This window comes from Cytobacillus gottheilii (genome assembly GCF_001636345.1).
Lineage (GTDB): Bacteria > Bacillota > Bacilli > Bacillales > Cytobacillaceae > Cytobacillus > Cytobacillus gottheilii.
Genome location: NZ_KV440945.1, coordinates 464,341 through 487,217 on the forward strand (window position 1 = coordinate 464,341; position 22,877 = coordinate 487,217).

Sequence of the window (22,877 nt, forward strand, 5' to 3'; positions counted from 1 at the left end):
CAGGGGAGAAAATGAATTTCAAATTATCAGAAGAGCATGAGATGATTCGGAAAATGGTCCGTGATTTTGCCCGCAATGAAGTGGCTCCTACCGCTGCTGAGCGTGATGAAGAGGAGCGCTTTGATCGCGAGCTGTTCGATAAGATGGCTGAGCTTGGATTAACAGGAATTCCTTGGCCTGAAGAGTATGGCGGCATTGGCAGTGATTATTTAGCCTACTGTATTGCAGTCGAGGAATTATCTCGAGTATGTGCCTCTACCGGCGTGACACTGTCCGCGCACACGTCGCTTGCGGGCTGGCCAATTTATACATTTGGAAATGAAGAACAAAAGCAAAAGTACTTAAAGCCTATGGCGCTTGGGGAAAAAATCGGCGCCTACGGATTAACAGAGCCTGGCAGCGGATCAGATGCAGGCGGCATGAAAACGACGGCCCGTTTAGAAGGCGATCATTATGTTCTAAATGGTTCAAAGATCTTTATTACGAATGGCGGAATTGCTGATATTTATGTGGTGTTTGCACTAACCAGCCCTGAGGAAAAACAAAGAGGAACAACCGCATTCATTGTAGAAGCTGGCTTTGAAGGCTTTTCTGTGGGCAAAAAAGAGAAGAAATTAGGCATACGCTCATCACCGACAACTGAAATTATGTTTGAGGACTGCAAAGTGCCTATTGAAAATGTGTTAGGAAATGTGGGAGAAGGCTTTAAGATTGCGATGAAAACCCTCGACGGAGGAAGAAATGGCATAGCAGCACAAGCGGTTGGCATTGCTCAAGGTGCGCTCGATGCGGCTAGTGATTACGCCAAGGAACGCCAGCAATTCGGGAAGCCAATTGCGTCCCAGCAAGGCATCGGCTTTAAGCTGGCTGATATGGCAACAGGCATTGAGGCAGCTAGACTGCTGACCTACCAGGCGGCATGGCTAGAATCCGCTGGTCTCCCATATGGCAAAGAATCTGCGATGTCCAAACTGTTTGCAGGAGACACGGCCATGAAAGTGACTACAGATGCTGTCCAGATCTTCGGTGGCTACGGCTACATCAAAGACTATCCAGCAGAACGCTACATGCGCGACGCCAAAATCACCCAAATCTACGAAGGCACTCAAGAGATCCAGCGACTCGTCATCTCAAGAATGCTCACCCAATCCTGATAAACTTATGAAACAGGTTTTATTAAGATTCAACAAAAGTAGTGGTACAGCCAAGATTTTATCCTGCACAATTAATTAGCAATGGATGAAATAAAAGGTGTTGATAAAATGAAAAAAAGACAAGTGCAGGCTTCTGTTAAAGATGAGCGTCTCGTTAAAAAACGGCGTGATCAGATGATTAAAGGGGCGGTTACTCTTTTTATCCAGAAAGGATTTCATCGGACAACAACACGGGAAATTGCGAAAGCGGCTGGGTTTAGCATTGGCACTTTATATGAATACATCCGCACAAAAGAGGATGTCCTCTATCTTGTCTGCGACAGCATATATGATCAAGTGCGAGAGAGGCTGTATGAAGGACTGGATACCAAAAAAGGGACAATTGAAAGTTTAAAGCAGGGAATTTCTGATTATTTCAAAGTGGTAGATGAAATGCAGGATGAAGTACTTGTCATGTATCAGGAAGTAAAGTCCTTATCTAAAGATGCCTTGCCATATGTTTTGAAAAAAGAGCTTGAGATGGTTGCTATGTTTGAGCATGTGGTTACGCTCTGTGTGGAGAATGGGGAACTGGAGCTGTCCATGGAAGAAGTAAAAATGATCGCTCATAATATTTTCGTTCAAGGACAAATGTGGGCTTTCCGCCGTTGGACACTGCAAAAAATGTATAGCTTAGAACAATATATACAGCTGCAGACCGATCTGCTTTTTCAGGGGATCCAAGGAAGTGCCGCGGCTGTGGAGTTTCAGCCAGATACCTGAGTCACACAAGTAATGGCAGTATCATACGAACTTAAATATTATAAAAATTCAAAAGGTCTGCGCTAGTCTAACGCAGACCTTTTCTACTTAGTAGTGACTTTTCTGACATTAATATTATACAATGGCATACAAAATCCTTTATAATAAATTTGATTGTATTCTGGCTTGAACTTCACAGATATTGATATTCAGGATGTGAGTAATTGAGACGGATTATTTGGTTTAGCGCGATTTCATGTTTTATCATATTTTTTTATCTATTATATCGATGGCAGCTTGGCGCCATTCCATTTTTTATGTTAGCGATCTACTTTAGCCGGCTTGCCTATAAACAAATGAAAGAGACAGGCGGAAATAGATGAATCCTATCCTGCCCTGTCTTATGTTTTCATGCGCTGTAAATCTGCCGAATGGTCAGCAGGCCAAAACTTGAAAGTACTCTTATTGCAGAATCTGTTTTTCATATGCAAATTGGCCGCTGCTAAAGTAAAGCTTTTGGCTGATTTGTGTTTTTTTGTCGTCTAAAAAAAGAATAATCCTAAAAGATATAACTAGCATAAACCCTTAAAATTTGTTTATAATGAAGAATATGCCTTCACTGCCTATAAATGCAGTGGATAAAAGGGTTTACTGATATGATTAATCGGCTTGCATAAAGCCTTACATAGTGAAAGGACGTGCGAAGATGGCTTTACAGGGATTCACAAAAGAAGATTTGCAGGAAATGTCTTTAATTGAAATCGCATATGAAATTTTAAAAGGAAAGAAAGAACCTGCTGCATTCAATGATATTATGAATGAAGTGAAGGATCTTTTAGAAATGACGGATGAGCAAGTGAGAGCGAAAATCTCACAATTTTATACGGATATGAATATCGATGGCCGCTTTATTGGCCTTGGAGATAATCGCTGGGGACTTCGTACATGGTATCCTGTTGATCAGTATGAAGAGGAAGTTGTTACAGTCATTAAGCCTAAAAAGAAAAAGGCGAAGAAAACGGCTGATGATGATCTTGAACTGGAAGATTATGACGAGCTTGATGAAGAAGAAATCGATTACGACGACATTGAAGATTACGATGATATTGATGAAGATGACGATGAAGACGATGATCTTCTTGATGATGATCTTGATGAGTTTGAAGAAGAAGACGACGATCTAATCGAAGATATTGATGAAGAAGACGATGAAGATGACCTCGACGAAGACCTGGATGAAGATGAGGACGAAGAGGATTTATAATCTTGACTTTTTTATATAAGGCTTGTAGAATCATTTTTGGGCTCCTTAAAAAAGGAACGATAAATGATACGCTTACAGCGCTCCCTTACTTGAAAAATAGTAAGTGGAGCGCTTTTTGTTTTTTCTGCGGAAGTGTCCAATTCATTTTTAAGGTATGGCTGGAGATGAGTGAGGTACATGACCACGCGTAAACACATGCAGATCGGGGCAGTAAAATCTATAAAAGTCATCTCCCTCTAAAAGCAACAAAGTTTACAAAAACAGCCTTAAAGAAAGAAAAAATTGCACAAACTGTATTGAAGGGGGAATAGTAAATGACAAAATATATTTTTGTTACAGGCGGTGTTGTATCGTCATTAGGAAAGGGAATTGTAGCTGCTTCACTTGGCCGTCTATTAAAAAATAGGGGCATGAGCGTTACCATTCAAAAGTTTGATCCATACATTAATGTTGACCCGGGAACGATGAGTCCATATCAGCACGGAGAAGTATATGTAACAGGTGATGGAGCGGAAACAGATCTGGATTTAGGACACTATGAGCGTTTTGTAGATATCAATTTAACAAAGTACAGCTCTGTTACTACAGGGAAAATTTATTCCACTGTAATAAGAAAAGAGAGACGTGGAGATTACAATGGCGGCACTGTACAGGTAATTCCGCACATTACAAATGAAATTAAGGATAAAGTGTTCCGCGCTGGTCATGAAACAAATTCAGATGTAGTGATCACTGAAATCGGCGGAACGGTAGGAGATATTGAGTCTCTTCCTTTCCTTGAAGCGATTCGCCAAATTAAGAGCGATATCGGCCGTGATAACGTGATGTATATTCACTGTACGCTTGTTCCTTATATTAAAGCTGCTGGTGAAATGAAAACAAAACCTACACAGCATAGTGTTAAGGAACTAAGAAGCCTTGGCATTCAGCCGAATGTAGTAGTTGTCAGAACAGAAATGCCAATTTCCCAAGAAATGAAGGACAAGCTTGCATTATTCTGTGATATTGATAAAGAGGCAGTTATTGAGTGCCAGGATGCGGAAACATTATATTCAGTACCGCTGGCATTGCAAGAACAAAATCTTGACCAAATCGCCTGTCAGCACCTTAAGCTTGACTGCAAGGAAGCAGATATGACTGAATGGAAGCAATTGGTTGATAAAGTTCTGCATTTATCGAAGAAAACAAAGATTGCACTTGTTGGAAAGTATGTTGAACTGCAGGATGCGTATATTTCCGTTGTTGAAGCATTAAAGCATGCAGGTTACGCTCATGATGCAGATATTGATGTAAAGTGGATTAACTCAGAGAATGTAACAGCTGAAAATGTTTCTGAGCTTTTAAGTGATGCTGACGGTATTTTGGTGCCAGGCGGATTTGGAGATCGGGGAATTGAAGGGAAGATTCTTGCGATTCAATATGCCCGTGAACAAAAGAAACCATTCTTAGGCATTTGTCTTGGCATGCAGCTGGCATCTATTGAGTTTGCCCGTAACGTCTTAGGACTTGATGGAGCTCATTCTGCTGAGATTAACCCAGATACGAAACACCCAATTATTGATTTATTGCCAGAACAGAAAGATATTGAAGATCTTGGCGGTACACTGCGTCTTGGTCTGCAGGCATGTAAGCTTGTGGAAGATACGCTTGCTTTTGATGCATATCAGGATGAAGTTGTTTATGAGCGTCATCGCCACCGTTATGAATTTAACAATCATTATCGTCAAGATATGGAAAAGGCAGGATTTGTCTTCTCTGGTACTAGTCCAGACGGAAGACTTGTAGAAATCATTGAAGTAAAAGATCACCCTTGGTTTGTTGCTTCACAATTCCACCCAGAATTCATTTCAAGACCAACACGCCCGCAGCCGCTATTCCGCGACTTTATAGGTGCGTCACTTAAACAAGGTGAATAATATTAAAAAGCGGAGAAAACATTGTGTTTTCTCCGCTTTTTTCTCTAATAAAAGGAATAAATTAATAATCCGCCATGATTTCATCTAAAGTAAATTTAATGCCATGATAGGCAAATAAAGCAGCAATAGCGGATGGATAACCAAAACGGTTCCCAACATCATCCGGCAGAAGTCCTTTTGTCAGCTTTAGCGATATGCAGACATCTGCAAGAGCCTCAAGCGTTTCTCCTGCATCATCTTGGCTATTAGCACAAATCGCAACAAAAGGAATATACCGATCGGATAACGCCCGTCCAAGCTCTAGAGCTTCTTTATCATTTCCGCTGCGCGCTGCGATTAAGAAACGATCAGTATCATGAATCTCGCTAAGCGGCATCTCCTCATTCCAGATTTTTGCATTCTGCAAAGGCTCTGCCCCTTCTGTCGCCTCATAAGCAATGGCCTTCATTTCGTTTGTGCTATATATATAGATGGTACCTGCTCCTGCAGCCGCTTGAGCCAGCAGTCGTGCACCGTCTTCAATGGTCTCAGATTCTTTTTCCTGCAGGGTGTTAAAGACACCTGTCAGCTGTGTAGAAAACATTTTTAACAAACGAATTTCCTCCTTCTTAAGCATGTATGAATTTTAATTATAGTAAAACAAGTGGAAAAGGTGAAATTAAAAACGCGAAATTAAGAATAAGGCAGGAATTATCATTGGGTAAGGAGAATTTTACAAGATGAGACTGGGCGAAAGCTACATTTTTACATAGTATTTACAAGCTCTTCGAAAAAATATAATCAATGAGGTGGCTATTTTGAAAGGGAAGATATTAATTGTCGATGACCAGTTTGGCATCCGTATATTGCTGAACGAAGTATTGCAGAAAGAAGGCTACGAAACATTTCAAGCTGCTAATGGAGTTCAAGCTCTTGATATTGTCGCAAAGCATACACCGGACCTGGTCCTATTAGATATGAAGATCCCCGGGATGGATGGGATTGAAATTTTAAAAAGAATGCGCGTCGATAACAAAGAAATCCGCGTCATTATTATGACAGCGTATGGCGAATTAGATATGATTCAAGAAGCAAAAGATCTAGGTGCTTTAACACATTTTGCCAAACCGTTTGATATTGATGACATTAGAGCTGCCGTTAAAAAGTACTTGCCTGTCCCGCAATAAGCATGATTTTCCAATGGTAGCGCTTGCTTTATGACAGTTTATAAAATTGCAATGGAATAATAGCAATTCCTTGTCCATTTTGGTATGATACAAATGAATTCCATAGGTCGCTTCAGGTTTCTCTGCTACATAATCAGCAGCATGATAGGGTAAACTTAAATGCAGACAACCTGTATCAACAAGCGATCATTATTAAGGAGGAAGTATAATGCCTTTAGTTTCTATGACTGACATGCTGAATAAAGCAAAAGCAGAAGGTTATGCAGTAGGTCAATTTAATTTAAACAACCTTGAGTTTACTCAAGCGATTCTTCAAGCAGCAGAAGAAGAAAAATCTCCTGTTATCTTAGGAGTATCAGAAGGTGCAGCTCGTTATATGGGCGGCTTCAAAACAGTTGTAAAAATGGTAGAAGGACTTCTTGAAGATTATAAAATCACTGTCCCAGTTGCCATTCATTTAGATCACGGTTCAAGCTTCGACAAATGTAAAGAAGCAATTGATGCTGGTTTCACATCTGTTATGATTGATGCTTCTCACCACCCGTTTGAGGAAAACATCGAAACAACTACTAAAGTTGTTGAATATGCTCACTCAAAAGGTGTTTCTGTAGAAGCTGAGCTTGGAACTGTAGGCGGACAGGAAGATGATGTCATTGCTGATGGCGTTATCTATGCGGACGCTAAAGAATGTGACGAGCTTGTAAAACGCACAGGCATTGATTGCCTTGCTCCAGCATTAGGCTCTGTTCACGGTCCTTACAAGGGTGAACCAAACCTAGGATTTGTAGAGATGGAAGAGATTGGGAACCTAACTGGTGTGCCACTTGTACTTCATGGCGGAACTGGAATTCCAACTAACGATATCAAAAAATCAATTTCTCTAGGTACTGCAAAAATCAACGTAAATACAGAAAACCAAATTGCATCTGCAAAACGCGTTCGCGAAGTGCTTGCAGCGGATAGTGAAGTATATGATCCACGCAAATACTTAGGACCTGCACGTGAGGCGATTAAAGAAACAGTTATCGGCAAAATGCGTGAGTTTGGTTCATCTGCAAAAGCATAATTGAACGTGAAAAGGAACCGCCTTTACCAAAAGGCGGTTTCCCTTCATTATAAAAAGGTAATCTTCCTTAATGTTTACTAGTTTAGAACAGATATGTTCCCCTGGTTCTTTTTTCTTAGCCTCTTGGATCATTATTGTTTTCTTTCATTGACATACATAAGAGATAAACTGGATTTTTGACATTCAACGATCTTTGTTCATAAAAATGTACGGTTCGAAAATAGGGAGGAATTAAAATGAAATTTTTCATTGATACAGCTAATATGGAAGAAATTAAAGAAGCGCACGCTCTAGGAATTATCGCAGGGGTAACAACAAACCCATCACTGGTTGCAAAAGAAAAAGACGTATCCTTTCATGATCGCTTAAAGGAAATTACAGAACTGGTAGACGGGTCAGTAAGTGCCGAAGTTATCGCTCTTGATGCAGAAGGAATGATTAGAGAAGGAAAAGAGCTTGCCGCCATTGCTCCAAATATTACAATTAAAGTACCAATGACACCAGAAGGACTAAAAGCAGTCCATGTTTTTACAAAAGAAGGCATTAAAACAAACGTTACGCTTATTTTCAGTGCTAATCAAGCATTGCTTGCTGCCAGAGCAGGTGCTACATATGTTTCCCCATTCCTTGGAAGATTAGATGATATCGGTCATAATGGTCTTGATATAGTTTCAACCATTGCTGAGATTTTTGCCATCCATGATATTGACACTGAAATTATAGCAGCTTCTATTAGACATCCTCAGCATGTAACGGACGCGGCTTTGCGGGGAGCGCATATTGCCACGATTCCATACAAAGTCATTCAGCAGCTTTTCAAACATCCATTAACAGACAAAGGCATTGAAGCCTTTCTAGCAGACTGGAACTCTCGGTCTTAATAAAAAAGATTTTCATATTTTCATCGTTTTTGTCAGCGTTTGCTTTGCTGAAAGTGAGTACTCTGAGTGGAAGGACAAAACCTTCTCAAAAGCTTAAAAATGCTGATTTTGATGACATAGAAAATTTTTAATAATAAATAACAATTAACTCACTATTCAAAATATAACCACTTTTTTTATATCAGTATATGACTGGTAAATTTTCGTGTACACTGTAGTGTAAGGATAGACCGGATTCAGTATGGTGTTATCAAAATTATGGTTTAGACGAGGACATGCCTGTCCGCAGGAAAGACTGCAATTGCAACTCTTGCATTGACATACCAGGCAAAAGAAGGGAGATCATAATGGAAAAGCTTATGATTGCAGGCGGCAGTCCATTAAAAGGGACGGTCAGAATCAGCGGTGCAAAAAACAGCGCCGTCGCCTTAATACCCGCAACGATATTAGCAGAGTCGCCTGTGACGATTGAAGGTTTGCCGGATATTTCTGATGTTCAGATTTTAAAAGGACTTCTTGAAGAAATTGGCGGGGTAGTCAGTTTCGAGAATAATGATATGACTGTTGATCCATCTTCAATGATTTCCATGCCTTTGCCAAATGGAAAGGTAAAAAAATTACGGGCTTCCTATTATTTAATGGGTGCGATGCTCGGTCGTTTTAAAAAGGCTGTAATTGGTTTGCCCGGAGGATGCCATCTCGGTCCTCGCCCAATTGATCAGCATATCAAAGGATTTGAAGCATTAGGTGCACATGTGACAAACGAGCAGGGTGCGATCTATTTACGGGCAGATGAACTGCGCGGTGCAAGAATCTATTTGGACGTAGTAAGTGTAGGAGCGACTATTAATATTATGCTTGCTGCCGTTCGTGCAAAGGGAAGAACGATTATTGAAAACGCAGCAAAAGAGCCTGAAATTATTGATGTAGCCACACTTTTAACCAATATGGGTGCTAAAATTAAGGGAGCAGGAACAGATGTTATTCGCATCGAGGGTGTTGATAGCCTTGATGGCTGCAGACATACTATTATTCCTGACCGTATTGAAGCAGGTACCTATATGATTCTTGGTGCAGCAGCTGGAGATGGTGTGCTGATCGACAATGTGATTCCTCATCACTTAGAATCTTTGATCGCAAAACTCAGAGAAATGGGCGTTCAGATTGAAGCAAATGATGATCAGGTGTTTGTGGGACCGGCAGAGAAAATGAAAGCGGTTGATATAAAAACGCTTGTATATCCCGGTTTTCCAACAGATCTCCAGCAGCCATTTACATCACTTTTAACAGCTGCTGAAGGAACAAGCATGGTGACAGATACGATTTATGGTGCTCGTTTTAAGCATATTGATGAACTAAGAAGAATGAATGCCAATATAAAGGTAGAAGGACGTTCAGCCATCATAAATGGCACAGTTAAGCTGCAGGGAGCAAAAGTGAAGGCAAGTGACCTTAGAGCGGGTGCATCTCTTGTCATAGCCGGACTTATGGCTGAAGGTGTTACAGAGGTAACCGGATTAGAGCATATTGACCGCGGTTATAGTCATCTTGTGGACAAGCTTTGCGGACTTGGTGCGACCATCTGGCGCGAGAAGCTGACGAAAGAAGAGATTGAGCAATTAAATAATGCGTAAATAATAGAGAGAAATGTCGTTATCTGGGGAGGAACAACGGATGGAAAGAAGCTTATCAATGGAACTTATCCGAGTAACTGAAGGAGCTGCGCTTGCTTCAGCACGCTGGATGGGCAGAGGTAAAAAGGATGAAGCCGATGATGCTGCTACATCTGCAATGAGAGACGTTTTTGACACTGTACCTATGAAGGGGACGGTTGTCATTGGAGAGGGCGAAATGGATGAAGCCCCAATGCTTTATATTGGTGAGAAGCTTGGAACTGGCTATGGTCCGCGTGTAGATGTTGCAGTCGATCCGTTGGAAGGAACAAATATTGTCGCTTCTGGTGGCTGGAATGCCCTTGCAGTTTTAGCAGTAGCAGATCATGGGAATTTGCTTCATGCACCTGATATGTATATGGATAAAATTGCAGTTGGCCCTGAAGCGGTTGGCCAAATTGATATAAATGCATCTGTTTTAGATAACTTAAAGGCTGTTGCCAAGGCAAAAAATAAAGATATCGAGGATGTTGTGGCAACCGTTTTAAACAGAGAGCGACATGCTCATATTATTAACGAGCTTCGCGAAGCTGGTGCAAGAATAAAGCTAATCAATGATGGAGATGTGGCAGGAGCCATTAATACTGCGTTTGATCATACAGGTGTTGATATTTTATTCGGATCAGGCGGAGCGCCAGAAGGCGTTTTAGCAGCGGTGGCTCTGAAAAGCTTAGGCGGAGAGATTCAAGGGAAATTGCTTCCTCAAAATGATGCAGAATTAGCACGCTGTTTAAAAATGGGTCTCGATGTGAATAATGTACTTTTAATGGAAGACCTCGTAAAAGGAGATGACGCCATTTTTGCTGCTACAGGTGTAACAGATGGCGAATTGCTTAGAGGGGTTCAATTTAAAGGCTCATATGGTTCTACCCATTCTGTTGTTATGAGAGCAAAGTCAGGAACAGTCCGCTTCATTGAAGGCCGTCATAGCTTGAAAAAGAAACCAAATCTTGTTATGAGATAATTGCATATATCACAATATTGGGGAACTGGGAAAGATGCAGTTTCCCCTGCTTTTTCTAACCTAATAAACCTGAACAGTTTAAAAAGAAGCGTAGCCTCTGTTTTTAAACATTAGCTGGATCGCTGCTTAGCTCCAATCCTTCCATTCCTTCAATAATAATTACAAAAAAATACAGTTGATTAACACTGAACGTAAAGGGTAAAATAGAGATTGTTTTACGGGACCCCTCAATACAATCCGTGCTGCGGTGATCTCTCAAACATAAATCAAGGATTCTTCAATAACTTCTAGAAACCTCATGCTTATTTATCTTTCCTTATTTAAATTGATTCAGTTTATAAAACCGTATAGGGATATTGATTGAAAATTCAAAAGAGTGGTGTTGTTTGATATGGGATTAAATATATCGAGTTTAGAAAATATGAAATTAAAGGAGCTTTATGAGCTTGCACGCGAATATAAAGTTTCTTATTATAGCAAATTATCAAAGAAAGAACTTATTTTTGCCATTCTGAAAGCAAGAGCAGAGCAGGAAGGCTATTTCTTTATGGAAGGAATCCTGGAAATTATTCAATCGGAAGGTTTTGGATTCTTAAGACCAATTAATTACTCCCCGAGCTCAGAGGATATCTACATTTCTGCATCGCAAATCCGCCGATTTGACTTAAGAAACGGAGATAAAGTTTCAGGAAAAGTGCGTCCTCCAAAAGAAAATGAACGCTATTTTGGCTTACTGCAAGTTGAGGCTGTTAATGATGATGATCCAGAAACGGCTAAGGAACGTGTTCACTTTCCTGGTTTGACGCCATTATATCCAAATCGTCTGATGAACCTTGAAACGACAACAAGGCATATTTCTACACGTATAATGGACCTTTTGGCGCCAGTCGGATTTGGACAGCGTGGCTTAATCGTAGCCCCTCCTAAAGCTGGGAAAACAATGCTGTTAAAGGAAATTGCCAATAGCATTACAACAAACCACCCGGAAGCAGAATTAATTGTTCTTTTAATAGACGAGCGTCCGGAAGAGGTAACTGATATTGAAAGGTCTGTAGCAGGTGACGTTGTCAGTTCAACCTTCGATGAAGTTCCTGAAAATCATATCAAAGTGGCAGAGCTGGTGCTTGAGCGAGCAATGCGTCTTGTTGAGCATAAGCGTGATGTTGTCATCCTTATGGACAGTATTACTAGACTTGCCCGTGCTTATAACCTGGTCATTCCGCCAAGCGGAAGAACCTTATCAGGCGGTATTGATCCGGCTGCTTTCCATCGTCCAAAACGCTTTTTCGGTGCTGCCCGTAATATTGAAGAAGGCGGCAGCTTAACGATCTTAGCAACTGCGCTAGTAGACACAGGCTCACGTATGGATGATGTGATTTATGAGGAGTTCAAAGGTACAGGAAATATGGAACTGCATCTTGATCGTGCTCTTGCTGAAAGAAGAATCTTCCCTGCAATTGATATTCGCCGTTCAGGCACAAGAAAAGAAGAGCTTCTTATTAAGAAGGAACATCTTGATATGCTTTGGGCGATTCGCAAGTCCATGTCAGATTCACCAGATTTTGCCGATAAATTCTTGCGCAAGTTAAAGCAGACAAAATCAAATGAAGAATTTTATGCTAATCTTGCTGAAGAAATGAAGTCTAAGCGTTCGCAGTCATAAAATTTGTTTTATATGTAAATGTTAAAATCATTTATGTTTCGACAATAGATGAAAAATGATATTTGCAAAAAATGTTTGTACTTGTTATAATGATTCCAGTGCGTTTTTAATTTACGGTTTATCCGTAACATATAACTCTGTCTCAGCATGATTCAGGGCGGAAGGAGATGAAAAGAATGAAAGCAGGAATTCATCCTAACTACAAAAAAGCAATGGTGAAATGTGCATGCGGTAATGAATTCGAAACGGGTTCTGTACTAGAAGAAATCCGCGTAGAAACTTGCTCTGAGTGCCACCCATTCTATACTGGACGTCAAAAATTCGCTGAAGCTGGCGGACGTGTTGATCGTTTCAATAAAAAATACGGCATTAAGAAATAATAAACATAAACAACACAAAAACAGGCAAGTTTTCTCTCTTGCCTGTTTTTTATTGCAATAATACTACTTATAAACCTGATTTTTCCCTTATCATCGCTGCATTTTGCATGCAGATGAGGCTGTAGGAAGGAGATGCCGTTTGTGTATGTAATGAAACATCATGGGTGGGTGGAAGTAATTTGCGGCAGTATGTTTTCTGGTAAATCTGAGGAATTAATCAGTCGTGTCAGACGATCTCAGTTTGCAAAGCAAAAGATTGCTGTTTTCAAACCGCAAATAGATAACAGATATAGCGAGGAAGCTGTTGTGTCACATGACGGCTCATCCGTTATGGCAAAACCGATTGCTCATTCCACTGAAATTTTTCAAAATATCACTTCTGACATTGAAGTGATTGCTATAGATGAAGTTCAATTTTTTGATGATGAGATTGTGAATGTTATTCAGCATCTGGCTGATAGCGGACATCGTGTGGTTGCAGCAGGTTTAGACCAGGATTTCCGCGGCGAGCCTTTTGGAGTTATGCCGCGCTTGATGGCTATTGCTGAGCTAGTGACGAAGCTTCAAGCTGTCTGTGCTGTTTGCGGGTCACCAGCCAGCAGAACACAGCGGCTAATCAACGGTGAACCAGCTTCATATGATGACCCAATTATCCTTGTTGGCGCATCCGAAGCGTACGAGCCTCGCTGCAGACATCACCATCAGGTACCGAAATCGCCTAATACATTAAAGAATACAACTGAAACAGAAACATTATCTTAAGCTAAGCTGTCTGGATTTTACCAGACAGCTTTTTTCACTTCCTATATTTGGACTGAGAAACGTTCGTCTCAGCGGATATCCTAATAACAGGAGGTGTTAGCATGAAATTGTTCTTTATTATGCTTTCTGCGGCATTTTTTATGGCAGGATGTGCGCAAAATGGAACCCAAAACGAAGTTCAAAATACGCGTAGTCTTTATGGTCAAAACGAGACCTCAAATGGAACCACGTTTCTTTCGAATTCCAATAGTGAGCGGGACGAGCAAATCCAACGTACACGGGAGCATACGATGGACGAACAAAATCCCAACTTCTTAAATTTAGACGGCAATGCAGTTGATCAATCTGATGATATCAATCATGCGAAAGAAACGGTGCGTATAGCTGGCTTTGAAACGGACCAGGTGTGGATTAATGGGGAAAAGCTGTGGGTAACTGCTTTTCACAATGACAGGATGAACCAGGAAGAAAAAATTGATGCGGAAGCAAAATTGCATAAAGCACTTGTGAAGGCGCTGCCTCGTTATGACATAGAAGTACGAGTAAATGAAGAGCGGTAAAAACAAAACGGCAGCAGCTGCTGCCGTTTCTTTATAGCCCGATCAAGCGGCTTTCTTTTTTAGAGAGGGTTTTGAAACAGATACATAGCTTTGCAAAGCCATTCCAATCATAACAAGTAACAGGCCGGTAAGCGAGATCGGTGTTGGGAAGGCGGCAGATAAAAAGAGGATCTCACCTGCAAGGGCGAAAAGGACCTCCATTGACTGCGTGGCTTCAACGGCACCGAGCTTCTGCATATCATTTTTCACAAGATCAGTTGCTGCAAAAAATAACACCGTTGCGAATACTCCTGATAAAAGAGCGACAAGACCTGATTGCGTTAATTGAGCAGTGCTTGGCACACCAGATGTGACAAAGCCGACAATCGCCAGAATGATCCAAAGCGGTAAACTTGCGATCGTCATGCCAAGCACGCGCTGATAGGCGTTCAATCTGTCCGCACTGACCTCCATCATTTTGCGATTTCCGAGCGGATATGCAAACGACGCTATTACAATGGGAATTATGCATAGCAGCATTTCTTGAATAGAAATACTTGAAGCGTGATCCCACTGCATAATAGCGACACCTGCCAAAATGATCAGACTCATGGATAGGGCGCGATAGGGAATTTTGCCCTGCACCTGTATCGTTCCATTGGGTGTTGTGATTTTTTCATAAAATAGTGGTGCAAGCAGGGAACCCGATATAATTGTAATTTGCCATGTACTTGCAATGAGCCAGCCAGGACCGTAGGCGGCCGCAAAACAGAGGGGAGCATAAAAAAGTCCAAAGCCGATGGTGCTCCAGAGCATCCATTTTCTCGGGGCATTCTTCAATTCAGTGAAAACGGGTTTTAGTTTCCCTCGAAACGAAACAATAATAATTAGAAGCGGAATCATAAAAAAGTAGCGGAGCGATGCACTCCAGAGCCAGCTGCCGCCTGACATCTCCATTGAGCGGTTCAGCACAAACGTAAAAGCAAAGAAAAAAGCAGACAAGACTCCGAGCAGGATAGCCTTCATTGTAAAACCTCCTTAACCATTTACAGCGATAAAGTATAAGAGAGCAGGAAACCTTGTTTTAACGAAGCAGCAGGGTGAGTATAACGTATGAAGTATAATAAACTTCCCATTCTTTCCATTTACTATAAGGGATATAGGTAGAGGGAGCAAGACCTTATTTTGATTTCATTTTGACTGTGGAATACGGCTATACTATAATTAGAATGTTATCCATACGGCTTGATCTGCTGGCTGGTTGTAAATGTTTCAAGATAGCTAGATATCAGCCATGCATTTTTTAATAAAAAATTACATAAAGTTTATCTTCCTATGGAGTCAAGCAACTCCTATGAAGCGTAACTTTTCTTAATAACAATTGAGGTGAAGAACTGTGTTTGATCGTCTTCAAGCAGTCGAAGACCGCTATGAGCGGCTGAATGAGCTTTTAAGTGATCCGGAAATCGTCAACGATCCGAAAAAGCTCCGTGAATATTCTAAAGAACAATCAGGCATTCAAGAAACAGTAGAAGTTTATAGAGAGTACAAAAGTGTAAAAGAACAGCTTCAGGATGCAAAAGCCATGCTGGAAGAAAAGCTGGATGCAGACATGCGTGAAATGGTAAAGGAAGAGCTATCTGAGCTCGAAGAAACCATTGAAGAGCTGCAAGCGCGCTTAAAAATTCTCTTAATACCGAAGGATCCGAATGACGATAAAAACGTTATCATGGAAATTCGCGGAGCAGCAGGCGGAGATGAAGCCGCTCTATTTGCTGGAGATCTATACCGGATGTACAGCCGCTATGCAGAAGTGCAAGGCTGGAAAATTGATGTCATTGAAGCAAGTTCAACTGGTGTTGGCGGCTACAAGGAAATCATTTTTATGATAAACGGAAACGGAGCTTTCTCAAAGCTTAAATTTGAAAACGGTGCACACCGTGTACAGCGTGTCCCTGAAACAGAATCAGGCGGCCGTATCCATACTTCAACAGCAACCGTTGCTGTCCTTCCAGAGGCAGAAGAAGTAGAAATCGACATCCATGATAAGGATATCCGTGTGGATACATTCGCATCAAGCGGTCCAGGCGGGCAAAGTGTTAATACAACGATGTCAGCTGTCCGTTTGACTCACTTGCCGACTGGTGTTGTTGTATCGTGTCAGGATGAAAAATCACAAATCAAAAACAAAGAAAAAGCAATGAAAGTTCTTCGCGCGCGTGTTTATGATAAATTCCAGCAAGAAGCTCAAGCGGAATACGATCAGCAGCGTAAATCTGCGGTAGGTACAGGCGATCGTTCAGAACGTATCCGTACGTACAATTTCCCGCAAAACCGCGTAACCGATCACCGCATCGGCTTAACGATTCAAAAGCTGGATCAAATCCTGCAAGGAAAGCTTGATGAAGTGATTGATACACTTATTATGGAAGAGCAATCCGCTAAGCTGGAAGCGGCTTCGAATGAGTAATAGCATGCGAGTGTTTGAAGCCCTTAATTGGGCTTCTTCCTTTTTAAAGGATAAAGGAAGAGACGAAAATGCGGGAGACATTTTGCTGAGGCATTTCTTAGAGATGAATTATGCTCAAATGCTTGCTTCCCTTCAGGATGAACTGGAGGAAGAGAAGCTTGCGCAATTCCAAAACGCCGTGGTGCTTCATGGTGAAGGAAGACCGGTTCAGTACATTATGGGATATGAGTATTTTTATGGCCGTATGTTTCGAGTGAATGAGGATACACTTATTCCAAGGCCGGAAACAGAAGAACTGGTTTTAGAAGCGATTAAAAGGATAGAGCGCAAATTTAATCAGCCTGAGATCGCTGCGGCGGATATTGGCACAGGCAGCGGAGCTATTGCCGTAACCTTAAAGCTTGAAATGCCCAAACTTCGAGTAACAGCAACAGATATATATGCACCGACACTGCAAATGGCTGCACATAATGCTGGGGAACTTCATGCTGATATTGAATTCATCGAAGGGAATCTGCTTGAACCTTTCATTAGTGAAGGCCGAACCTTTGATGTTATTCTTTCGAACCCTCCTTATATTCCAGATAGTGATAAAAGCTGGATGTCCGAAGTTGTTACAGCACATGAACCGCATCGGGCTTTGTTTGCAGGCGTAGATGGACTGACGATCTATCGTGATCTCATAAAGCAGCTGCCCGCTGTCTTAAATCCATCAGCCATTGTGGGCTTCGAAGTCGGAGCAGGACAAAGTGAAGCAGTCAAGCAGCTGCTGCAGAATACTTTTCCAAAAGCATCTATTCAAGTTGTATATGATATCAATGGCAAAGATCGTATGGTCTTTGCGGAAATGTAAGAAACTATCTCCGGGCGGGGGTAGTTTTTTGTATAAAGTGTGGGTGGATTCCTCGCGCTATGCGGAAATTCAAGAGGAAAAAGACAGTTTGATAGGAAAAGTTGATATTTTGAAAGGAAAAACGAAAAGTTTGATAGGAAAACCAGAAAATTTGATAGGAAAACCGTTTAGTTTGATAGGAAAATTAAAAATTTTGATAGGAAAGACAGAAAATGAATTGGAAAGCATCATAAAAAGAGCGGAAACCTGTTCGAATGATCGAAAAACCCAGCAAAAAGACCGAAAACCCAATCCAATTGATCGAAGTGACCTGGGAAATGATCGAAAAACCATTGGAAATAACCGAAATCCACACTTCTCCATGCAAAAGAGATCCCTAAACAAGGTCCCAATGCGAGTTTGACCGAAAACCGATCCAATTTATTGAAATGATCCGGGAACCGATCAAAAAACCCATGAACATAACCCAAATCACTCACTCTCCATCCAACCCCTCCAAACCACATCAAACCAACTCGCCTCATCCACTCATACAATCAATCATTCAAGGAAATAATCTTAAAGGTACATACATTGACATATAACCAAAAGGTGTTATATTATTCAAAGTGAAACCAAATGGTTCTATATAAGGAGGACTTTCAATGGAAGCTTTACAAGATATTAAACAAACAGTGATGATTGAGGCGCCAATTCAGAAAGTGTGGGATAAAGTTTCAACTCCAAAAGGAATTGAATTATGGTTTATGCCTAATGATTTTAAACTTGAGGAGGGCTATGAGTTTCATGTTCAATCTCCTTTCGGTCCATCACCATGCAAAGTTTTAGAAATTGATGAGCCTAACAAAATTTCTTTTTCATGGGATACAGATGGTTGGGTAGTTACCTTTCTATTAAAAGAGGTAGGGAATCAAACAGAATTCACTCTTGTCCATGGCGGATGGAAGGCTCCGGATGAAATTCTTCCAAAGCCGAATGAAAAAAGTTCTGTTATACGAGATCGAATGGATCATGGCTGGGCTGGCATCGTTCAAAACCTTCGCAAGGTTGTTGAAGGGTAAATGTCAGCAGTTAAACATGATGTCTTTCAGGCTATTGCAGACCCTACGAGAAGAGAAGTGCTTCGTCTGCTGGCTAACGAGGAACTGCCGATTTCAAAGATATCCGATCACTTTCCGATTAGCCGCACAGCGGTTGCCAAACATCTTCATATCCTGTCAGAGGCACAATTGGTGACCGGAAAAAGGGTTGGAAGAGAAAAAATATACACGCTTCACCCTGAGCCGCTGACAGAGGTCCAGCAATGGCTTTCTTATTACGAATAATTCTGGCATAACAAACTGTCAATCCTAAAACACATCGTTGAAAGCGACGACGACCAAAAATAGATGACTTCCTAAAACTGCTTATTATTAAGCAGTTTTTCTATTGTGTGCCCGGCATGGGTGCAGGCTCTAGGGTGCGAGTCCCGAACGGCGAAGGCAGTAGTAGTCGTAGCTTAAGACAAGGATATGCGGGGTGACCCTCCTATCTGAAGGAAGTCGGCGGCAAACTTCCGCTCTGAGGAACACGAATCTCATATGAGGCTAGATGACATTGGGTGAGTCTGCAATACAAGACAAAGTCCATACTGCCAAAGGTGTCACAGAGTAAATGAGGCGGAGACATGGAAGGAAAGTCTGTACTCTTACCCGGGGAGAACCTGTCGATATGCCGTACTCATGCGGTAAGCCTATCCGTGAGGATAAGTTGAACGACAGGCGTCAGCAGAAGCCATAGTACTTATTCGCTTAAGAGGATAAGGAAGGGCTGAACCGGTTATGGAAAATAGGAACTAGGCGTATCTTTCCATTCGATGAAACAGAAAACATAGTACCTGTTTAATGAAAGAAACGGTGAATCCGCGGGGGTCATTAAACAGGGTGGAGAATGAAAAGGACACAAACAGAACACCTATTTACGCGGGAGGTTATATCAATGTTAATGGAACGAATCATGTCACGGGAAAACCTACTTAATGCGATTAAAAGAGTAGAAAAGAATAAGGGAAAACATGGAGTGGACGAAATGCCCGTCACTGCTCTTCGTGGACATATTATGCTCAACTGGAGCGAACTGCGAAAATCCCTCTTCGAGGGAACCTATATCCCATCCCCCGTCCGTCGAGTCGAAATCCCGAAACCAGACGGCAAAGGGAAGAGGAAACTGGGAATCCCAACCGTGACAGACCGTTTCATTCAACAAGCAATCACCCAAGTGCTTACCAGAATGTATGACCCTAGTTTCTCTGAATGTAGCTTCGGCTTTCGCCCTAACAGGCGAGCGCACCAGGCTGTTAAATTAGCCCAAAGCTATATAGAAGAGGGTTATCGATGGGTAGTCGACATTGACCTTGAAAAGTTCTTTGACAAGGTTAACCACGATAGATTAATGAGTAAATTAGCCATGAGGATAAAGGATAGTACTCTCCTCAAACTAATAAGACGGTTCTTAACCTCTGGTGTTATGGAAGGCGGACTTGTCAGTCCTAACCTTGAGGGGACACCGCAAGGTGGACCTTTAAGCCCTTTACTTTCGAATATTGTGTTGGATGAACTGGATAAAGAACTGGAGCGCAGAGGACATCGCTTTGTCCGCTACGCCGATGATTGTAATATCTATGTGAAATCTAAAAGAGCTGGAGAAAGAGTTATGAAGGCAATGACCCATTTTATCGAGAGGAATCTTAAACTGAAGGTTAACAAGGATAAAAGTGCTGTAGACCGCCCTTGGAAAAGGAAATTTCTTGGGTTCAGTTTTACAAGTAATCTAAAACCGAAGGTGAGAATATCTCCCCAATCAGTTAAACGGTTTAAAGATAAAATAAGAAAGCTTACAAGCAGACGAAGGTCAATTGCCATGGAAGATAGGATTCATAACCTTAACCAATATCTAGTGGGATGGGTTAATTATTATCATTTAGCAGATACCCGTTCAGTAATCGCAAAACTCGAAGGATGGCTTAATCGAAGGTTAAGAATGATTCGATGGAAGGAATGGAAACTTCCCCAAACGAAGGTCAAGAAACTTATTAAACTAGGTGTTTCGAAAGGGAAAGCATATGAATGGGGAAATACAAGAAAGGCTTATTGGAGGATATCCAAAAGTCCAATTCTTCATAAAACATTAGGGAAAGCCTACTGGCTTTCCCTTGGGTTAAAAAGTATTTCTGCTAGATATGACTTACAGCGTTCGACTTAATCGGAACCGCCGTATACGGAACCGTACGTACGGTGGTGTGAGAGGGATAAATGGAGGTTAATCGCCTCCCCCTATCTCAATTAAAAAGAACAAATAATTTTTTTCCATTTTACTAGTTTAAGAATTTCCGAATCTGTCCACAATGAGGATATCGAAAGGGTGGTGCCGGAAATGAAAACAAAATGGACTGTGAACTTATACATTTTATTATTATCGATTGGAACAATTTTTAGTTTATATATACCGCAAACAGAGGTAACGGCTGATGAAGAATTGGTGATTCCTAATGAAGCCATTCGACTGCGGATTCTAGCTAATAGTGATTCAGAAGCAGATCAAAATGTGAAAAGATTGGTCAGAGATGCGGTCAATGAAAAAATTACAGAATGGGTGTCTGATTTAACATCTGTTGAAGAATCTCGCAAACTGCTTCAGTCACGACTGCCGGAGATCCAAGCAATTGCCGAGAGTGTGGTAGAAGAACAAAATGTCCCGCAGTCAGTCAAAGCAGAGTTTGGGAAGGTAGAGTTCCCTACCAAGCTATATGGTCAGTTTTTATATCCAGCGGGTGAATATGAGGCCATTTTAATCACACTTGGAGATGGCGACGGAGCTAACTGGTGGTGTGTCCTGTTTCCTCCCCTGTGCTTCCTTGATTTTTCAAATGGAGTAGCTGTAGGTGAAGGTTTTGAGGAAGATGGGAAAAAGGCTTCTGCTGAAGAAGTGGATACGGAGCAAAAAATTGAAAAGGAAGAAAAGATAGAACAGGAAGAACAGGAAGAACCGATATACACAGGGGAACAGGATGAAGAAGAGGTAGAGGTTAAGTTTTTCCTAGTGGAAATTTGGAATAAGATTTTTGGATAAGCATTTGTGGCGCAGGGATGACTTTTTTCTCTGCGTCTTTTCTTTTAAAAGTCTAGAGGAAAATTATAGTAACTTTCTTTAAGGTGTTTCAATCTATCAAAATCGGATATTTATATGAATGTAACATCAAACAACAAAGGAGATGGATACAATGGCTAACAACAACAACAATAACGGTAAAATGTCTCGTGAGGAAAGAGGCCGTAAAGGCGGAGAGGCAACTAGCAATAACCACGATAAAGAATTCTACCAAGAAATCGGCCGCAAAGGCGGAGAGGCAACTAGCAATAACCACGATAAAGATTTCTACCAGGAAATTGGCCGCAAAGGCGGAGAAGCAACTAGCGAAAATCATGACAAAGAATTCTATCAGGAAATTGGCAGCAAGGGCGGAGAAGCAACAAGTGAAAATCATGATAAAGAATTCTATCAGGAAATTGGCCGCAAAGGCGGGGAAGCAACAAGTGAAAATCATGATAAAGACTTTTATCGTGAGATCGGCCGCAAAGGCGGAAACTCTAACGATTAATAGATTTGATTTCCTGAAGGATATCGATATGCGTCCAGCATAGCACGGCAGTCAACGAGTGGCTGCCGTGTTTTTTTGTACTTTGAGTGTTTAATTGTGCTTTGATACTATCGGGTTTGTATAGCTTTTAGTTTTCCCCAACATATATTTCATCTTTTCTATCATTTTCTGTTCTATTTGTCTTCCTATCAATCATATTCATAGATTAAGTTCATTATTTGAAGATGGGGTGAGAGGAATGAATAACGCAGAAGTTCGTTGTGCTGGTATTGAGGATGTTGAAAAGTTATCATTATTTTTACAGAATGCAAAGGTAAGTTCTGAAGGGATTAAAGATTCCATTGATTATTTCTTACTGAGTGAGAATGAGTTAGGCCAGATTCAGGCATCATTAGGGATAGAGCCTCATGGGCAGGTTGGTTTGCTGCGATCTCTGGTGCTTAGCCCGAACTCTACTGAAAAGGATATGTTTATATTACTGGAACAAATTTTAATGTTGGCTAGAGATAAGGGGTTAACGGAGCTGTACATGGCTTCAAACAAACAAAGTGCTGCCCTCTTCTTTACGCTAATGGGCTTTCAGCCTCATGATTCCACGAAGCTGCCTGCGGACTTATACGAATCAGAGCATGTTAAACACATCCTTTCTGTGGATAACTCGTATTTCTTGAAGTTTTCCATATGAAATGTGGATAAAATGACAAAGTTATACACAAAAAGGCCATTTTTATACACAATTTGTGGATAAA

25 protein-coding genes are annotated in these 22,877 nt (G+C 41.2%); 23 read left to right on the forward strand and 2 right to left on the reverse strand.

Going from position 1 to position 22,877, the window contains the following annotated elements; translation table 11 throughout:
* Positions 1 to 11 precede the first annotated feature (11 nt).
* From A6754_RS02260 to pyrG, 5 genes are all read left to right on the forward strand, one after another.
* Entirely contained in the window at positions 12 to 1,154 is a 1,143-nt protein-coding gene (locus A6754_RS02260; protein WP_066442285.1) for an acyl-CoA dehydrogenase, read from the forward strand.
* A 108-nt stretch (positions 1,155 to 1,262) separates the two neighbouring features.
* Positions 1,263 to 1,916 (forward strand): TetR/AcrR family transcriptional regulator, encoded by a 654-nt coding sequence (locus tag A6754_RS02265; RefSeq protein ID WP_066442287.1) that lies wholly within the window; start codon positions 1,263 to 1,265, stop codon positions 1,914 to 1,916.
* 203 nt (positions 1,917 to 2,119) lie between these two features.
* Complete coding sequence (locus A6754_RS22640) at positions 2,120 to 2,278, forward strand: hypothetical protein (RefSeq protein WP_156495665.1); 159 nt, start codon at positions 2,120 to 2,122, stop codon at positions 2,276 to 2,278.
* Positions 2,279 to 2,601: 323 nt separating this feature from the next.
* Positions 2,602 to 3,159, forward strand: a complete 558-nt coding sequence (gene rpoE / locus A6754_RS02270) for a DNA-directed RNA polymerase subunit delta (RefSeq protein WP_066442288.1) — start codon at positions 2,602 to 2,604, stop codon at positions 3,157 to 3,159.
* Positions 3,160 to 3,473: 314 nt separating this feature from the next.
* Positions 3,474 to 5,075 carry a CTP synthase gene (gene pyrG / locus A6754_RS02280; RefSeq protein ID WP_066442292.1) on the forward strand — a complete coding sequence of 534 codons (1,602 nt, stop codon included), beginning with the start codon at positions 3,474 to 3,476 and terminating at the stop codon, positions 5,073 to 5,075.
* A gap of 61 nt (positions 5,076 to 5,136) precedes the next feature.
* On the opposite strand, the gene A6754_RS02285 is transcribed toward pyrG, so the two are convergent.
* On the reverse strand, positions 5,137 to 5,658 hold the full coding sequence (locus A6754_RS02285; protein ID WP_306806937.1) for a DUF2529 family protein: 522 nt from the start codon (positions 5,656 to 5,658) through the stop codon (positions 5,137 to 5,139).
* A 211-nt stretch (positions 5,659 to 5,869) separates the two neighbouring features.
* Here A6754_RS02285 and A6754_RS02290 point away from each other — a divergent pair, with 211 nt between their 5' ends.
* The 9 genes from A6754_RS02290 (at position 5,870) to A6754_RS02330 (ending at position 14,190) form a co-directional block, all read left to right on the forward strand.
* Positions 5,870 to 6,241: a response regulator gene (locus tag A6754_RS02290; RefSeq protein WP_151574487.1), complete on the forward strand. Its 372-nt coding sequence runs from the start codon at positions 5,870 to 5,872 to the stop codon at positions 6,239 to 6,241.
* Positions 6,242 to 6,449: 208 nt separating this feature from the next.
* On the forward strand, positions 6,450 to 7,307 hold the full coding sequence (locus A6754_RS02295; RefSeq protein ID WP_066442299.1) for a class II fructose-bisphosphate aldolase: 858 nt from the start codon (positions 6,450 to 6,452) through the stop codon (positions 7,305 to 7,307).
* 236 nt (positions 7,308 to 7,543) lie between these two features.
* Positions 7,544 to 8,188, forward strand: a complete 645-nt coding sequence (fsa, locus tag A6754_RS02300) for a fructose-6-phosphate aldolase (protein ID WP_066442301.1) — start codon at positions 7,544 to 7,546, stop codon at positions 8,186 to 8,188.
* A 347-nt stretch (positions 8,189 to 8,535) separates the two neighbouring features.
* Complete coding sequence (gene murA / locus A6754_RS02305; RefSeq protein WP_066442302.1) at positions 8,536 to 9,822, forward strand: UDP-N-acetylglucosamine 1-carboxyvinyltransferase; 1,287 nt, start codon at positions 8,536 to 8,538, stop codon at positions 9,820 to 9,822.
* Positions 9,823 to 9,862: 40 nt separating this feature from the next.
* Positions 9,863 to 10,825, forward strand: a complete 963-nt coding sequence (glpX, locus tag A6754_RS02310) for a class II fructose-bisphosphatase (RefSeq protein WP_066442308.1) — start codon at positions 9,863 to 9,865, stop codon at positions 10,823 to 10,825.
* Positions 10,826 to 11,216: 391 nt separating this feature from the next.
* Complete coding sequence (gene rho, locus A6754_RS02315; RefSeq protein ID WP_066442309.1) at positions 11,217 to 12,488, forward strand: transcription termination factor Rho; 1,272 nt, start codon at positions 11,217 to 11,219, stop codon at positions 12,486 to 12,488.
* Positions 12,489 to 12,664: 176 nt separating this feature from the next.
* Positions 12,665 to 12,868 (forward strand): 50S ribosomal protein L31, encoded by a 204-nt coding sequence (rpmE, locus tag A6754_RS02320; RefSeq protein WP_066442311.1) that lies wholly within the window; start codon positions 12,665 to 12,667, stop codon positions 12,866 to 12,868.
* 141 nt (positions 12,869 to 13,009) lie between these two features.
* A complete protein-coding gene (locus A6754_RS02325; protein ID WP_066442313.1) occupies positions 13,010 to 13,630 on the forward strand; it encodes a thymidine kinase in 621 nt (206 codons plus the stop codon).
* 101 nt (positions 13,631 to 13,731) lie between these two features.
* Positions 13,732 to 14,190: a hypothetical protein gene (locus A6754_RS02330; RefSeq protein ID WP_066442315.1), complete on the forward strand. Its 459-nt coding sequence runs from the start codon at positions 13,732 to 13,734 to the stop codon at positions 14,188 to 14,190.
* Between the two features lie 42 nt (positions 14,191 to 14,232).
* Here the strand turns inward: A6754_RS02330 and A6754_RS02335 are convergent, their stop codons facing one another.
* Positions 14,233 to 15,195 carry a DMT family transporter gene (locus A6754_RS02335; protein WP_066442317.1) on the reverse strand — a complete coding sequence of 321 codons (963 nt, stop codon included), beginning with the start codon at positions 15,193 to 15,195 and terminating at the stop codon, positions 14,233 to 14,235.
* Between the two features lie 370 nt (positions 15,196 to 15,565).
* Here A6754_RS02335 and prfA point away from each other — a divergent pair, with 370 nt between their 5' ends.
* The 9 genes from prfA to A6754_RS02380 all read left to right on the forward strand — a co-directional run bounded on the left by prfA (position 15,566) and on the right by A6754_RS02380 (position 22,813).
* Positions 15,566 to 16,639 (forward strand): peptide chain release factor 1, encoded by a 1,074-nt coding sequence (gene prfA / locus A6754_RS02340; protein ID WP_066442319.1) that lies wholly within the window; start codon positions 15,566 to 15,568, stop codon positions 16,637 to 16,639.
* Between the two features lie 4 nt (positions 16,640 to 16,643).
* Positions 16,644 to 17,492, forward strand: a complete 849-nt coding sequence (gene prmC, locus A6754_RS02345) for a peptide chain release factor N(5)-glutamine methyltransferase (RefSeq protein ID WP_066451283.1) — start codon at positions 16,644 to 16,646, stop codon at positions 17,490 to 17,492.
* 28 nt (positions 17,493 to 17,520) lie between these two features.
* Positions 17,521 to 17,895: a hypothetical protein gene (locus A6754_RS02350; RefSeq protein ID WP_066442321.1), complete on the forward strand. Its 375-nt coding sequence runs from the start codon at positions 17,521 to 17,523 to the stop codon at positions 17,893 to 17,895.
* A 241-nt stretch (positions 17,896 to 18,136) separates the two neighbouring features.
* Positions 18,137 to 18,553 (forward strand): SRPBCC family protein, encoded by a 417-nt coding sequence (locus A6754_RS02355; protein WP_066442322.1) that lies wholly within the window; start codon positions 18,137 to 18,139, stop codon positions 18,551 to 18,553.
* Positions 18,554 to 18,817: an ArsR/SmtB family transcription factor gene (locus A6754_RS02360; protein ID WP_066442326.1), complete on the forward strand. Its 264-nt coding sequence runs from the start codon at positions 18,554 to 18,556 to the stop codon at positions 18,815 to 18,817.
* Positions 18,818 to 19,469: 652 nt separating this feature from the next.
* A complete protein-coding gene (gene ltrA, locus A6754_RS02365; protein WP_066441994.1) occupies positions 19,470 to 20,732 on the forward strand; it encodes a group II intron reverse transcriptase/maturase in 1,263 nt (420 codons plus the stop codon).
* Positions 20,733 to 20,903: 171 nt separating this feature from the next.
* Positions 20,904 to 21,599 carry a stage II sporulation protein R gene (spoIIR, locus tag A6754_RS02370; RefSeq protein WP_180320185.1) on the forward strand — a complete coding sequence of 232 codons (696 nt, stop codon included), beginning with the start codon at positions 20,904 to 20,906 and terminating at the stop codon, positions 21,597 to 21,599.
* 151 nt (positions 21,600 to 21,750) lie between these two features.
* Positions 21,751 to 22,128 (forward strand): glucose starvation-inducible protein GsiB, encoded by a 378-nt coding sequence (gene gsiB / locus A6754_RS02375; protein ID WP_066442334.1) that lies wholly within the window; start codon positions 21,751 to 21,753, stop codon positions 22,126 to 22,128.
* Between the two features lie 238 nt (positions 22,129 to 22,366).
* A complete protein-coding gene (locus tag A6754_RS02380) occupies positions 22,367 to 22,813 on the forward strand; it encodes a GNAT family N-acetyltransferase (RefSeq protein WP_066442339.1) in 447 nt (148 codons plus the stop codon).
* Positions 22,814 to 22,877 lie beyond the last annotated feature (64 nt).